Annotated in this window: 11 protein-coding genes; 9 read left to right on the top strand and 2 right to left on the bottom strand. The window is 44.0% G+C overall.

The annotated features are described in order from the left end of the window. Nucleotides 1–137 precede the first annotated feature (137 nt). From carB to JMX96_RS04190, 7 genes are all read left to right on the top strand, one after another. Entirely contained in the window at nt 138–3,401 is a 3,264-nt protein-coding gene (gene carB, locus JMX96_RS04220; RefSeq protein WP_102091162.1) for a carbamoyl-phosphate synthase large subunit, read from the top strand. 330 nt (nt 3,402–3,731) lie between these two features. Further along, nucleotides 3,732–4,208, top strand: a complete 477-nt coding sequence (gene greA / locus JMX96_RS04215) for a transcription elongation factor GreA (RefSeq protein WP_201567517.1) — start codon at nt 3,732–3,734, stop codon at nt 4,206–4,208. Nucleotides 4,209–4,683: 475 nt separating this feature from the next. Next, nucleotides 4,684–5,577, top strand: a complete 894-nt coding sequence (locus JMX96_RS04210) for a hypothetical protein (protein ID WP_227676909.1) — start codon at nt 4,684–4,686, stop codon at nt 5,575–5,577. 212 nt (nt 5,578–5,789) lie between these two features. Continuing rightward, entirely contained in the window at nt 5,790–6,365 is a 576-nt protein-coding gene (locus JMX96_RS04205) for a hypothetical protein (RefSeq protein ID WP_201567515.1), read from the top strand. Between the two features lie 141 nt (nt 6,366–6,506). Beyond that, nucleotides 6,507–7,775 (top strand): putative DNA modification/repair radical SAM protein, encoded by a 1,269-nt coding sequence (locus JMX96_RS04200; protein ID WP_057760729.1) that lies wholly within the window; start codon nt 6,507–6,509, stop codon nt 7,773–7,775. Nucleotides 7,776–7,851: 76 nt separating this feature from the next. Then, on the top strand, nt 7,852–8,724 hold the full coding sequence (locus JMX96_RS04195; RefSeq protein ID WP_201567513.1) for a TIGR03915 family putative DNA repair protein: 873 nt from the start codon (nt 7,852–7,854) through the stop codon (nt 8,722–8,724). A 150-nt stretch (nt 8,725–8,874) separates the two neighbouring features. After that, the gene (locus JMX96_RS04190) at nt 8,875–10,206 is read left to right on the top strand and encodes a glycosyltransferase family 4 protein (protein ID WP_201567512.1); all 1,332 of its coding nucleotides are present in this window, start codon (nt 8,875–8,877) and stop codon (nt 10,204–10,206) included. Between the two features lie 122 nt (nt 10,207–10,328). Here the strand turns inward: JMX96_RS04190 and JMX96_RS04185 are convergent, their stop codons facing one another. Next, entirely contained in the window at nt 10,329–11,081 is a 753-nt protein-coding gene (locus JMX96_RS04185) for a cupin domain-containing protein (protein WP_201567511.1), read from the bottom strand. Beyond that, complete coding sequence (locus tag JMX96_RS04180) at nt 11,056–11,796, bottom strand: gamma-glutamyl-gamma-aminobutyrate hydrolase family protein (protein WP_201567510.1); 741 nt, start codon at nt 11,794–11,796, stop codon at nt 11,056–11,058. The genes JMX96_RS04185 and JMX96_RS04180 overlap by 26 nt, the downstream gene beginning before the upstream one ends. Nucleotides 11,797–12,262: 466 nt before the next feature. On the opposite strand from JMX96_RS04180, the gene JMX96_RS04175 reads away from it, so the two are divergent. Continuing rightward, complete coding sequence (locus JMX96_RS04175; protein WP_201567509.1) at nt 12,263–13,606, top strand: glutamine synthetase family protein; 1,344 nt, start codon at nt 12,263–12,265, stop codon at nt 13,604–13,606. Between the two features lies 1 nt (nt 13,607). After that, nucleotides 13,608–14,984, top strand: coding sequence for an NAD(P)/FAD-dependent oxidoreductase (locus JMX96_RS04170; RefSeq protein ID WP_227676907.1), 1,377 nt, complete (start codon nt 13,608–13,610; stop codon nt 14,982–14,984). Nucleotides 14,985–15,043: the final 59 nt, after the last annotated feature.

Below are 15,043 nucleotides of genomic sequence, written 5' to 3'. Positions count from 1 at the left end.
GCTATTTTCTTAGATAAAACATACTTCTAATGGCATTCACGATCATTAAGCCCGAATTTTTCTATTATTTTTAACTTTTGCTAATAATATAAAACATCTTAAAATCCCAACCCGCCAAAATAGGACTTAAAAATATTATGCCAAAACGTACCGACATAAAAAGCATTCTTATCATTGGCGCAGGCCCTATCGTCATCGGCCAAGCATGTGAGTTTGACTATTCAGGCGCACAGGCGTGTAAAGCACTAAAAGAAGAAGGCTACCGCGTCATCTTGGTCAACTCAAACCCTGCGACCATCATGACCGACCCTGTCATGGCTGACGCGACCTATATCGAGCCGATTACTTGGCAAACCGTTGAGCAAATTATTGCCAAAGAGCGTCCAGATGCAATCTTGCCAACGATGGGCGGACAGACAGCACTAAACTGTGCGCTAGAGCTAGATAAGCACGGCGTATTGACCAAGTATAACTGCGAGTTAATTGGCGCGACCAAAGACTCAATCGAGATGGCAGAAGACCGCAACTTATTTGATAAAGCCATGAAGCGTATCGGCCTTGAGTGTCCTCGCGCTGAAACCGCTGAAACCATGGAAGAAGCCTTTGCGACTCAAGAAAAAATGGGCTATCCGTGTATCATTCGTCCATCATTCACCATGGGCGGTTCAGGCGGCGGTATCGCTTATAACCGCGATGAGTTCATTGAAATCTGTGAGCGCGGTTTTGACTTGTCTCCGAACCATCAGCTACTCATCGATGAATCATTGATTGGTTGGAAAGAGTACGAGATGGAAGTGGTTCGTGACAAAAACGACAACTGCATCATCATTTGTGCCATCGAAAATTTTGACCCAATGGGTGTCCATACAGGCGACTCAATCACCGTCGCACCAGCACAAACCCTGACCGACAAAGAATACCAAATCATGCGTAATGCGTCATTAGCAGTACTGCGTGAAATCGGTGTTGAAACAGGCGGCTCAAACGTCCAGTTCGGTATCAACCCTGATACAGGTCGTATGGTCGTCATCGAGATGAACCCACGTGTATCACGTTCGTCTGCCCTAGCCTCAAAAGCCACTGGCTTCCCGATTGCCAAAATCGCAGCGAAACTGGCCATTGGTTACACGCTAGACGAATTGCAAAACGATATCACTGGTGGCAAAACGCCAGCCAGCTTTGAGCCTGCGCTTGATTATGTCGTCACCAAGATACCTCGTTTTAACTTCGAAAAATTCCCGCAAGCGGACAATATCCTATCGACTCAGATGAAATCGGTCGGTGAAGTGATGGCGATTGGTCGTAACTTCCAAGAGTCGATGCAAAAAGCATTGCGCGGCATGGAAACAGGTGCGGATGGCTTTGATGAGCAAATTGACTTATCAAAAGTCAGTGCTGAGAAGGCTCGTAGCGAGATCATCAACCGCCTAACCATTCCAACACCTGAGCGTATCTACTACGTTGCTGATGCATTCCGCGTCGGTATGAGTGTCGATGAAGTGTTTAACTTTACCAAGATTGACCCATGGTTCTTGGTACAGATAGAAGACATCGTCAAAACAGAAGCTACCGTAAAATCACTTGGTTTTGGTGGATTGAACGAGAAAAATTTACGTAGCTTTAAACGTAAAGGCTTATCAGATTTGCGTTTGGCTAAATTGCTTGGTATCTCACAAAAGCAACTACGCAAGAAGCGCTGGGATTTGAACGTCTATCCAGTCTATAAACGTGTCGATACCTGTGCCGCAGAGTTTGCTACTAGCACGGCCTATATGTACTCGACGTACGATAGCGAATGTGAAGCAAACCCAACAGACAAAAAGAAAATCATGGTTATCGGTGGCGGTCCTAATCGTATCGGCCAAGGTATTGAATTTGATTACTGCTGTGTGCATGCAGCGCTTGCCATGCGTGAAGATGGTTACGAGACCATCATGGTCAACTGTAACCCTGAAACGGTTTCAACCGATTATGACACCTCAGACCGTCTATACTTTGAGCCAATCACGTTAGAGGACGTGCTAGAGATCGTTCGTATCGAAAACCCTGATGGCGTGATCGTACAGTTCGGTGGTCAAACGCCGTTGAAACTTGCTCGTGCACTAGAGTCAGCAGGCGTTAAAATCATCGGTACTAGCCCAGATGCAATCGACCGTGCCGAAGACCGTGAGCGCTTCCAGCATATGATTCAGCAGCTAAACCTAGTACAGCCATCAAACGCTCTAGCGACCAGCTTAGAAGACGGCTTGGTTAAAGCAAAAGATGTAGGCTATCCATTGGTTGTACGTCCATCTTATGTATTAGGTGGCCGCGCGATGGAAATCGTCTACAACGAAGATGAGCTAAGACATTACCTACGTACTGCGGTACAAGCATCGAACGAAGCACCTGTCCTACTAGATCGCTTCTTAGATGATGCTATCGAAGTCGACGTAGACTGTGTATGTGATGGCACTGATGTCGTCATCGGCGGTATCATGCAGCATATCGAACAGGCTGGTGTCCACTCAGGTGACTCAGCATGTTCACTGCCACCATACTCACTGTCTAAAGAGTTATGTGACGTGATGCGCGCGCAAACGGTCGCTATGGCAAAAGAGCTAGGCGTTATCGGTCTAATGAACGTACAGTTCGCGGTAAAAGGCGAAACGGTATACATTTTAGAAGTGAACCCACGTGCTGCACGTACAGTACCGTTCGTCTCTAAGTGTATCGGTACTTCGTTAGCACAGGTTGCTGCTCGCTGTATGGCTGGTACTTCGCTTAAAGACCAAGGTTTTACCACTGAAATTGTCCCAGCATTCTATGCGGTCAAAGAAGCGGTATTCCCATTCGCTAAGTTCCCGGGCGTTGACCCAATCTTGAGTCCTGAGATGAAATCAACGGGCGAAGTTATGGGCGTAGGCAAAACCTTTGGCGAAGCATTCTACAAGGCCATTATCGGTAGTAATGAGCGTCTGCCAGGTCTACCGACTGAAGGCGAGACAAAAACCGTCTTTATCTCAGTTCGTGACAGCGACAAAGCCCAAATCGCTCCGATTGCTCGTCAGCTTGCAGACTTTGGCTTTAAGATTGTCTCGACCACTGGCACGCAAAAAGTACTGAGCGACGCTGGTATCGAAAGTCAGCAAATCAACAAGGTCACTGAAGGTCGTCCGCATATCGTTGATGCCTTGAAAAATGGCAAAATCGACCTTATCATCAATACAACTGAAGGTAAGCAAGCTCAAGAGGATTCGTTCTCTATTCGCCGTAGTGCGCTACAGGGCAAAGTATTCTACGTCACCACGTTAGGTGCCGCTGATGCCGTCTGCAAATCTTACGCGATTGACTTACCGTTTGATGTCTATAAGTTACAAGATTTGCATGAGCAAGCAAAGTCTATTGACGTGGCTGAATAATTTCAGTAGATTAAGCATAACCGTTAGGCTTGCCTAAAAGCTCACTCAAGTATCGTTGTTTGCTTTAAATATAGCCAACCATGCTTGAGGAACGATACCTTTACCGTGATAGACCTAAAAAGCATAGTGGCTAAATTGCGACTATGCTTTTTATTACGTAAGCTTAAGTGCGCCTATGCTTGAATTGAGGTGAAATACACTCATAAATGATAGCCAACTTATTCATTACATCGTCTTAATTATCACTCTTTTATATTTTATATCCATTGCAACAACACTGACACCATCTCATTATGAGGTGGTGTGGTGTTATTGGTTTAAGGAAAAAACATGCAACGTTACCCAATGACTCCGCAAGGACATGCGGCTCTAGAAGCCGAATTAAAACAGCTAAAAAGTGTCGACCGTCCACGCATCACAGCATCGATTGCTGAAGCACGCGAACACGGCGATTTGAAAGAAAACGCTGAATACCATGCTGCCCGTGAGCAGCAAGGTTTTTGTGAAGCACGTATTCGTGACATCGAAGCCAAACTCGGTGGCGCTCAAATCATCGATCCTTCGACACTGCCAAAAGAAGGCCGTATTGTATTTGGTGTTAGCGTCGTGATCGAAAACATGGACACCGAAGAAGAAAAACAGTACAAAATTGTCGGCGACGATGAAGCTGACTTTAAAGCTGGCAAAATCTCAGTCAACTCACCAATCGCTCGTGGTTTGATTGGTAAATTCGAAGGTGACGAAGTACGCATCGAAACGCCAAAAGGCGTGGTTGAATATGAAGTTATGAAAGTTATATACGACTAACTAATAGCTACACTGCGTTCTAATCTATAAATTTGATGTTCTCAAAGATAGACAGTTTGAGAAATGACTTTTAGATAGTAGCCTCTATGACAATGATTGCGACTGACTACTTAGCCGTTCAATTTCATAGATGAAAGCTGTACTACACATAGATAGCATTTATACCATTTCGGTTACACAATGCTGCTTTTATCCATGATTTGTTTTGGCGCATAATTATTTGAGTTTGAGTGCACAACAGCTTTAGTATTCAGTTTATTCAATAAGAAATAGTTAAGATTGAATAGCTTTTATACAAGTGAGTATTGCGGCGCTTTTACTAAAAATAATGATGGTCTGATCGCACACATAGGCTAATATCAGCACTACTACCCTCGTTATTTGGCATATTTTTTGGTGTCATTTAGCGGGGGTTTTGTTTATCTAGGCATTATCTATTGTTGTATTACTTACTATTATTTTTGAGGAGTCTTTTATGATTACGAACGATGGTTTTCAAGCATTAACTACTAAAACGACTATGGCAAAAAATGCAGCTATGTCTGCAATGCTAACAGGTATCATGTTGGCCGCATCATCGGCCAATGCGGCCCCTGAGATTGCTATTAGCTCATCTGCGAGCGGTAGCACCACGGTGGTCGAGCAATACTCTGATGGCAAAACTGCTACGATTACTGCGACGCCAAACGGTATCACCATGCAAGACGGCATGCCGTACGCGGTAACTCAGGTGACCACTGTGCCACGCTATGTCGTGCGTCAGTCTCCTGTTGTCCAAGGTACAACGACCGTTACTAGCGTACCAGTGACTAACTCTATTACCAATAAAGTCACTAAAGTAGATGTGATTACCACGCCTGCTAGCAGCGTGACGCAAGTACTACCTGTCGCAACCAATGTCACCCCGCCAGTGATTATGCAGCAGCCAGTGACCAATCAAGTAACGACAACGACGACAACTTTGGATACGTTGCAACTGACTCCTACCTTTAGTACGCCTGGCGTGGTCAATGCCAACACCAAAGTCATGAAAATTCTAAAAAATGCTGATGGACGTGAAGTTGCCGTTCCTGCCAATCATATTGCCCCAGGCGATGTGATCGAGTATCACACCACTTATACAAACACCACAGCACAGCCAGTTAATGACATCAACGCAATGATCTCATTGCCAAGTGGCGTCCAGTTAGTCTCGTTGAATAGTCCTCTGCCGACGCTTGCTACCACTGGCGGAGACAGCTATCAAACCATTCAGCAGGTTGGCAATACGGTGGTTGTCCAAGAAAACTACTCTGGTCTGAAATGGAACTTGGTGAACTTTGATGCCAATGCAGCCAAAACCGTGGTAATACGTGCCAAGGTTCAATAAACATTAAACTGTCGCGCATTATTATTTGACAGCTATCGAAATATGTAAAAGGTCTTGTGGACTAGCTATATAGTCCACAAGACCTTTTTTTTGGAAAATAGCCAACTTATTGTGATATAAATAAACGTTTATTCATCTGAAAAATGAGCCTTATACTTGTATCGGCTATACCACGTTATTATTAAGCTCTACATCACTAAGGAAGATGAATAATGAGCATCCTGTCCATTAGAATACTTCTATTCATCCTTGTTTTTATCGGAATATTTATTGTATTTAAAGCGATAAAATTGTTTAGCAATGCATTTAATGGCATCATATTATTGACGCTACCATATAACGATAATGCAGGTAGTTTCACTGTCTCAAAATCAGGCATTTATGCAATCTGGCACAAGGGCCCTCTCTTCAAAAAAACGCCGCTGACCCAGTTTAGACCACATATTCTCAATACCGCTACTGATAAAGAAATTAAGCTTAATCGCTCAATACTGTCCCCGCGCTCAAGCAATTTTGATACTGGAAGAATGGAACTTTTTACTTTTAAGGCGGAAGCGGGTCACTACGAATTAAAGTTAGTACCAGGTTCAAGTACCTCAAGATTTCAAGCAATGATAGGAGGCGCCATACCGTTAGCAGATATTGATTTAAGCCAATACTCTATTGAGATTCAAAAAAGCCAATCACAGATATTCACGATACTAGCCATTCCTCTCTTGTTACTCGGTATTGTAGGTATCGTTGGCGGTTTTATTATTGGATTGTTAGCTGAAAAAATCTTTATATAAATTCAAATCATAGCCAAAAATTCATATTTTTGTGACGACAACCGTTGTCGCATATCATTTCAACTTCACCTATAAATACAATGACTTAGCGATAATTTTGGTAAAATAGTCTCTCAATAATTAATTGGTAAAACGCGACTTATGGCAAACATCAATTATGAAAGATTACAGGGCAAACTCAATATCTTGGCTGATGCTGCCAAGTATGATGTCTCTTGCTCATCTTCCGCTGGTACGCGAAAAAACCAAGGCGGCGGACTAGGCGATGCCTCAGCAACAGGTATCTGTCACAGCTACACCGAAGATGGTCGCTGCGTCAGCCTGTTAAAGATTCTTTTGACCAATCACTGCATTTACGACTGTGCTTATTGCACCTCGCGTAAGAGCAATGACACGCCGCGTGCTGCGTTTAGTGTCGAAGAAGTCGTCGACTTAACCATGCAGTTTTACCGCCGTAACTATATCGAAGGGTTATTTCTCAGTTCTGGTATTTTTAAAAGTGGCGACTATACAATGGAGCGACTGGTAGAAGTCGCCAAACTCTTGCGTACGCGTGAGCGTTTCAACGGGTATATTCATCTAAAGACCATACCCGGCGCCTCAAAAGAACTGCTGCTAGAAGCAGGGTTGTATGCGGATCGTTTGAGCGTCAATATCGAGATTCCGACCAAATCAGGGTTGGCTTTGCTTGCGCCAGAGAAATCACATGACCAATTAAAAGCACCGATGGAAACGGTAAAAGAAGAAATCATTACTATTCGTGAAAGCCGTAAGACTCATAAAAAAGCGCCTAAGTTCACGCCAGCAGGTCAGACCAGCCAAATGATCGTGGGTGCCAGTAACGAGACTGACTTGCAGGTGATTCAGCTGTCGAGTCACTTCTACAAAACGTATGATCTCAAACGGGTCTATTACTCGGGTTATGTACCTATGCTCTCTGACAATCGTTTGCCTGCGATTGGAACGCCTGTACCGATGGTACGAGAGAATCGTCTGTATCAGGCAGATTGGTTAATGCGCTTTTATGGTTTTGGCGCGCATGAGATTGTGGAGCCGGAGTCACCATTTTTAGATTTGGACTGCGATCCAAAACTGGCTTGGGCAATACGCCATCGCGAGCATTTCCCAGTCAATATCCAGACAGCGACTTATGAGATGATCGTGCGTATCCCAGGTATCGGTACAAAGACTGCTAAGAAAATCGTCAAAGCACGTAAGTTCAATCAATTAACGCTATACCATCTAAAAAAGATGGGCGCTGCGGTCAACCGTGCTAAATACTTCATCGCGACCACTGGCAAAAACGAACACCTTGCTCATTTAACGCGCGATAATTTCCGTCAATATGTATTGGCTCAAACGCAGACCAAGTTTAATGATCAGCGTACTGGGCAGTTGGCTTTATTTTAGAATGGCTCTAGATAGTGTGCGCTAGAGAAGGTTGCCATCTGGCTACTGTATTTATGATAGAAATGTAGGATAAAACATGTCAGCACTTATGCAAAATGACTCTTACGCTGTCGGTCAATTGACGCCTAGCATTGTACTGTATGAGCCTAGCTTTGAAGGTTGGCTGAGTGCCGTGTTTTATGTCTATGTCAATCGCCTACAAAACGATATGTCACTGAAACTAACCGCGCAAGATTGCTATGTACCATCACTCATCGCTCAGGCGACTAGCGTGGTAACTGATGAGGATAAAGCCGAGCGCGTGTTGGTCAAATTAAATACCTTATTGGGTCGTTCAGGCATGCGAAATATCTTATGGGGGTTCTTATCAGAGAAAGACGATATCGGCACGACATTGTTTCGTGTGGTCAAATATGCCATCGACTACCCTAGCCGTCAGATTATGCAAGATCTTGGTAATTTGGACGTGCTTGAGCTGGTGCAGACAGTCAAATCTGTCGGCCGTGAGAAACATCGCATGGAAGCGTTTGTACGTTTTGAGCATACGACTGATGATATTTATTTTGCACGTGTAGAGCCTGATTTTAATGTATTACCATTGATTGGAGAGCACTTTCGGCAGCGCTATCAGGATCAGCACTGGGCAATCTATGATCTAACGCGAGGCTATGGCATCTATTATGATAAAAGTAATAGTACGCCATCACGTCCAGCAAAGCTGCAAACCATCACCGACCTCGATGATGCGGTACTACGCAATCCTGCTAGCATCCACAGTCCTGATGAGCAGCGCTATCAAAAGTTCTGGCAAGGTTACTTTACTAACGTCAATATCAAAGAGCGCAAAAACCCTAAGCTGCATAAGCAATATCTCCCGCAGCGTTACTGGAAATACTTGAGTGAAAAACAAGTACTGCCCAATGCTGAGCATTTACAGAAACGACGCTAACGGCTTTTGGTGTTTATTAATCCCCGTCTTACGCTTATATAGTCTAAAAACTACCTATCTGACCTCATCTTTTTATCTTGATGGTTGAGTTTTAATCGCTTTTAACTGACAATAGCAAATTGATATTACTAACCGGTGACCAACGCTATTATGAAAGTTATGCGCTTACTGTCGTCTCTAAAGCATGATGAATCCGAGCGCGGCATTTTTCATCTTGGGCGAGCATTGGTCAAAAATGAGCATACCTCTATCATTGTCTCGAGTGCCGATGAAGACAATGACTTGGTTAGACGTCTCAAGCGCGATGGCAATATCTACCATCAGCTACACGTGAATAAAAAGTCTTGGCTATCGCTATTGCAAGTCTCTGCCCTACGGCATTTGATAGAAAAGTACGAGCCTGATGTCATTCATGTACATTCGCGTACCCCTGCATGGATATTGCATTTGGCACTGCGCCGCGCACGTGTCAGACGTTTTCCCAAACTGGTCTCGACCATGTATGGGTTTTATCCTATTAATAAGTACTCTCAAGCCCTACTCAACGTTGATACGATAATCACCGTATCTGATAGTGTCACTCAATACTTAAAAAAAGGACTGCGCATCGAAGACGTAGATCCTAAAGTCATCACGCGTATCTATCGTGGTATCGACACTCGCCGCTACCCCTATCGTCATAATCCTTCGGTTTATTGGTTACGTCATACCTTTGCTGAATACCCTGAGCTTGAGCACAAAAAATGGCTCGTATTCCCAACCGTCATCGGTAATGAGTACGGGCAAGAGTGGCTGATAGATATCTTGGGTAACCTGCAAGAGCAATTCCCAAATATTCACGTCATTATTATGGATGAAGACTATAAAGACGGCGATGTCGCTCATGAAGATTTTCGCCAACGCACAAACAGCTTGGGACTGGCGGAGCGCATTACCTATGTGGGTAGCAAGCGTAATGATATGCGGGAATGGCTATCGGCGGCCAACATTGTCATGGCACTTGCTAATGAGCCCGAGTCAATCGGTATCAATGCCCTACAAGCCATACATCTAGGTACGCCAGTCATTGGTTGGGATCAAGCAGCCTTTAGCGAGATTTTACAACCACTCTACCCGCAAGGACTGGTAAAAAAATATAATGCCAACGCGCTTTGTAAAGCGGTTAGAAATCAGCTGGAGAGTGTGACGCGTCCTGAAATGACCAACAAATTTACCATGCGTGAAATGATTGAAAAGACGCTTGAGGTATATCAAGGCTTACATGATACGGCGCTTGCCAAAGAACAAGCAGAAGCAGATGCTATCGCAGTTCGACGCATCAAACGCAGTCTAAAAAAAGCATCTAAACCCGCCCTAAATGTCGCTGTAAAAAACATCGAACCTGTTGCTAAAAATCCAAAAATAAAGCTGACTAAAGAAAAATCGAAGACAACGGATAATGTCGATAGGGTAGAAACAACTGAAGATAATCATCAACCATAAACTAAGCGTTTTATTCGTTACGTAATTTTTTAATTAAAAAAAGGCTACTTCTAAAATGGAAGTAGCCTTTTCTGTTCAATCATCATTGGGCAATATCAAACCTAACGAAATTTAGCTTAGGTTTAATAAGTCGTCGGTGTATGGGCGCTTACGATACGGGTGATGCTATCGGTAGGATTAATAAAAGTATGCGGCTGAATGGTATCAATCACATAGCTATCACCTTGATTTAGTAAATAGGTACTGTCTTCGATACGGATAATAATCTTACCCTCGATGACCGTACCAATCTCCTCGCCTTCGTGAGCGATTTTTTCTTCTGTTGAGCTATTTGGCTGATAGGTCTCTATTAAGAACCCTAAGTTTCTTGTCCTGCTACAGTTATAAACCTGCTTTAGCGACACTTTGCTATTGGGTTCATTAAGCTCTAATAGATCCTTTGGCGTTACAATCACTCTAGCCTTTGGCTCTTTCCACTCGTCACTAAAAAACGTAGTCAGATCAGAACCCAACACTGTCAAAATCGCCTTTAACGTATTGACCGCTGGACTGACCTTATTGCGCTCAATTGAGCTGATAGACGTGTTCGTCAATCCTGACAGCTTTGCCAATTTACGTTGCGAGTAACCTTTTGCTAGACGCAGCTGGTTAATCTTTTTGCCAATGTCTTCTTTCAACGATTCATCTGCTTCAGAAGTAGACGCTGTTTCAGAATCATTCAATTCATCATCATCGATATCATCTATTTCAGTATCAACATCAGCTACATCTTTGTCATCGACACTATCAACATCGTTCTCAATGTTATCACTATCAGTGACAGCAGTTTCTGCCTTACTTTTAGTTGTGCTACTCGGTTTGTGGTTCTCTGGCATGGTGAATAAATTCCGTGAATAGAAATTTGGAAAAGCTATCTTGCGCATAATTTAACTCAGGATGCCATTGTACACCAATCATAAATGGATGTTGTAACAAGCTGATAGCCTCCACCAGACCATCAGGCGCTAACGCTTCTACAAATAAACGCTCGCCTACCTCACTGATGGCTTGTTTGTGCAATGAGTTGACGTGCCACTTTTCACCAAATGCTGCCAGCCTTCCTTGAGGTTGAATGATGACGTCATGTATGGGCTGATACTGCACTTCAAGCGGCTGGGTATTGTCTTCTAAATGCTGCTCATAGAACCCATCGATATCACGCCAATCAGGATATAGCGTGCCACCAAAATGAACATTCATCTCTTGCAAGCCTCGGCAAACTGCAAACAGCGGAATGTTTTTTTCGTCTGCATAAGCCAATAACTTGAAGCTCAGCTCATCACGGCCTAGGTCTTGTTTGGCTTCGGTATGTGTCGCGCCATAACGAGTTGGGGCAACATTGCTATAACTACCGGTCAATAAAATTCCATCTGCTATTTCGAGCAGCGCATCGAAGTTTTCACTATCGGCAGTTGTGTTTGGCAGCAGTATAGGATTGCCACCGTAAAAGTTTACTGCATCGATATATTTTTGATATACCGCCTGTGCTGGCTGTCCGTCAACCATCTTATGACAAGACACAATAGCAATAATAGGTCTGGAATTTTTCATATCATTTTCCCTCGTTGTAACAACTAGACCCAAGCTGCCTATGTTGTCTAATCCCTTATTTAGCTAAAATTTAACACAACGCCTCGTAAAATGTAAACTATAAACTTCATTAATATCGATATTTATACTAAAAACCCGAATTCGAGCTATTTTAAGATAATTTTAAATAAAAATTGACAATTATAGTTTTCATCCATATATTAAAAGTCAGCAGCAATGATAACCAACAGAATTTAACTTTTAGACTGAATAAAAACGCCTAAGAGCACAGCCTATAAGTCACTAATATCATTGATAAAAAATTTAGCAGTAGTACAAATACCTCATATTCAACCCGTCATTTATCAAATACTTATTTATTAAGTGTTCGTTATAAATGCCACTAGCATAGAGTTTAGACACCACAGCCAAAACGTAGTAGCAGTAACAAACCCAGTAATTCTACAAATTCATAGGAAGAACAGACATGATGACAACCAATGGAATGGTCAAATCTGCAAACAGCACAGAGTACGTCTATGTTGCCGCAGGAGATATCAATGGCTTACTTCGTGGTAAGCGCATCCCTTTTGATCAAATGGAAAAAGCAGAAAACGGTGCAATCCGATTACCTCTGTCAATCTTAGGTGTCGATATATGGGGCGCTGATGTCATCGAGTCTTCGCAGTGCAATGGTGATATCGATGCCATTGCCCGTCCAACTGGTCGTGCTGCTTATCCGCTTCTCAATACCAGCGCCCCTTCATCGCTACTACCGATTTGGCTATATACCGAAGACAATGAGCCTTACTACGGTGATGCCCGCCACGTTTTGGACCACATTAGCAAAAAGTTCAAAGCACTGGGACTGACGCCAGTGATGGCAACGGAGCTAGAGTTTTATTTGGTTGACTATACCGAGGGAGAGACACCTAAGCCACCTATCCGCCCCAAGAGCGGTCTAAGACTAAATAAAACATCCATCTTAAGTATCAATGACCTATTACAATTCGATGAATTTTTAGACGAAGTCTACGCGCAGTGTGAAAAGCTCGATATCCCTGTGGATGCGGCACTGGCTGAAAATGGTTGTGGTCAGTTTGAAATCAATTTATTACACGTAGATGACCCATTAAAAGCCGCTGACGACGCGATTTTGTTTAAACAAGTGGTCAAAGCCGTGGCAGCTCGTCGCAAGCTTACCGCCACCTTTATGGCAAAACCTTTTGGCCTACAGTCTGGCAATGGCTTTCATGTGCATTGCAGCTTATTAGATAAAGATGGCAACAACGTCTTCGATGATGGATCAGATGAAGGCTCAGATATGTTGCGTCATGCCGTGGCTGGCCTACTAAAGACCATGTCAGATTGCACCTTATTGTTTGCACCGCATGTCAACTCTTACCGCCGCTTTACTCCCGGTACATTGGCCCCAAACAACGTGTCATGGGGTTATGAGAACCGCACCGCAGCTGTACGTATCCCTGGCGGTGACACCAGAGCACGCCGTATCGAACATCGGGTGTCTGGCGCAGATGCCAACCCTTATCTAGTTTGTAGCGCAGTACTGGCGGGTATGCTGTATGGTATCGAAAACAAGCTTGAAGCACCTGAGCCGATTAACAGCATTACTTATGATGCAGCAGAACTAAAAACCTTACCGTTGGACTGGCTCTCAGCCATTCGTCAATTTGAGAGCAGCGATGTGGTTGATTCACTATTTCCAAGCGAGATGATTGAGCTATTGATTGCGGTCAAAAAGCAAGAGGCCAAACGCTTTGCTCAGCAAGTGACCAACCTTGAATACCTCACCTATTTACAGGATGTTTGATATGTCAAATAGCAGCCCAAATAGCAATCAAAGTAGCAATATGGCAACGAACCAAAACCCACCTTCTAATAACACGCGCAATATCCCGCATTACTCGGATAAGGGTCAATACCCTGACAGCTATTATGCAGCCAGTCGTAACCCTAAGCCTGACAGACCAACGCTTAAAAACGATATTCAGGTAGAAATCTGCGTGGTCGGTGGCGGTTATAGCGGCCTATCGACTGCCCTGCACCTTATCGAAACAGATCATGAAGTCGTTGTGCTTGAAGGCGCACAGATTGGTTGGGGCGCATCAGGTCGTAACGGTGGTCAAATCGTCAACGGTCTAAATGCCAGCCTGCAAAAAATCAAAAAATCTTATGGTCAACAAAGTGCAGACTTCGTCGGTCAGCTCGTGACTCGCGGTGGCAAAATTATTCGTCGTTTTGTCAGTGACTACGATATCAGCTGCGATCTGAAAGAAAAAAACATCTTTGCAGCATTGAATAACGGACAGCTAAAAGATTTGCAAGAAACGCATGCACTGTGGGAAAGCCACGGTATGCACGACCGAGAGATGCTAGACAAAAACGGCATTCAAGAGCATATCAAGTCAGATGCTTATGTGGGCGGTGTCATCGACCATTCAGGTGGACACTTCCATCCATTGAACCTTGCATTGGGTGAAGCGGCAGCTATCGAAAAAAATGGCGGCACGATTTATGAAAACACCTTAGTCGTAGATATTGAGTACGCTGACGACTCTATTAAAGTCATTACTGAGTTTGGCACGGTGACTTGTAAGCAAGCCGTTCTATGCGGTAACGCTTATCTCAATAAAGTCATTCCTAAGCTGACTGATCGCGTAATGCCAGTATCGACGCAGATTATCGCGACCGAGCCATTGGGTGATTTGGCCGATCAACTGCTCCCTACTGATGTCTGTGTCGAAGATGTGCGCTACATTCTTGACTACTATCGCCTCTCAGCAGACAAACGCATGTTGTTTGGCGGCGGTACGGTTTACGGCGGTCAAGATCCTGCTGATATCACCGCCAAAATCAGACCCAATATGAATAAGATTTTCCCAGAGCTGCGCGATGTAAAAATCGACTACGCGTGGAGTGGTAACTTTGCCTTGTCTTTCTCTCGTGTACCGCAAATGGGCAAACTACATGAGCGCGTATATTTCGCCCACGGCTATAGTGGACATGGCGTAACAGGCTCTCATCTGTTCGGGCAAATCTTGGCCGATGCCATCAATGGCAAAACCAAAGAGTTTGACACCTTTGCACAGATTCCTTGGATTCCGTTCCCAGGTGGCAGGGCTCTACGAGTTCCTTACTCGGTCATGGGCTCATGGTGGTATGCACTAAAAGACACCACCGGCATGTAAATACATGACCAACCATGCATAAAAGCGGTCGACATAGACAACGCTTTTATCATAAAAAC

It is taken from the genome of Psychrobacter sp. JCM 18900 (genome assembly GCF_904846625.1).
Lineage (GTDB): Bacteria > Pseudomonadota > Gammaproteobacteria > Pseudomonadales > Moraxellaceae > Psychrobacter.
This window is presented reverse-complemented; position numbering and strand designations above follow the sequence as displayed.

Excerpts from the sequence above, each read along its gene's own strand:
- carB (WP_102091162.1), top strand. The coding sequence starts at position 138 with ATGCCAAAACGTACCGACATAAAAAGCATTCTTATCATTGGCGCAGGC.
- greA (WP_201567517.1), top strand. The coding sequence starts at position 3,732 with ATGCAACGTTACCCAATGACTCCGCAAGGACATGCGGCTCTAGAAGCC.
- JMX96_RS04210 (WP_227676909.1), top strand. The coding sequence starts at position 4,684 with ATGATTACGAACGATGGTTTTCAAGCATTAACTACTAAAACGACTATG.
- JMX96_RS04205 (WP_201567515.1), top strand. The coding sequence starts at position 5,790 with ATGAGCATCCTGTCCATTAGAATACTTCTATTCATCCTTGTTTTTATC.
- JMX96_RS04200 (WP_057760729.1), top strand. The coding sequence starts at position 6,507 with ATGGCAAACATCAATTATGAAAGATTACAGGGCAAACTCAATATCTTG.
- JMX96_RS04195 (WP_201567513.1), top strand. The coding sequence starts at position 7,852 with ATGTCAGCACTTATGCAAAATGACTCTTACGCTGTCGGTCAATTGACG.
- JMX96_RS04190 (WP_201567512.1), top strand. The coding sequence starts at position 8,875 with ATGAAAGTTATGCGCTTACTGTCGTCTCTAAAGCATGATGAATCCGAG.
- JMX96_RS04185 (WP_201567511.1), bottom strand. The coding sequence starts at position 11,081 with ATGCCAGAGAACCACAAACCGAGTAGCACAACTAAAAGTAAGGCAGAA.
- JMX96_RS04180 (WP_201567510.1), bottom strand. The coding sequence starts at position 11,796 with ATGAAAAATTCCAGACCTATTATTGCTATTGTGTCTTGTCATAAGATG.
- JMX96_RS04175 (WP_201567509.1), top strand. The coding sequence starts at position 12,263 with ATGATGACAACCAATGGAATGGTCAAATCTGCAAACAGCACAGAGTAC.
- JMX96_RS04170 (WP_227676907.1), top strand. The coding sequence starts at position 13,608 with ATGTCAAATAGCAGCCCAAATAGCAATCAAAGTAGCAATATGGCAACG.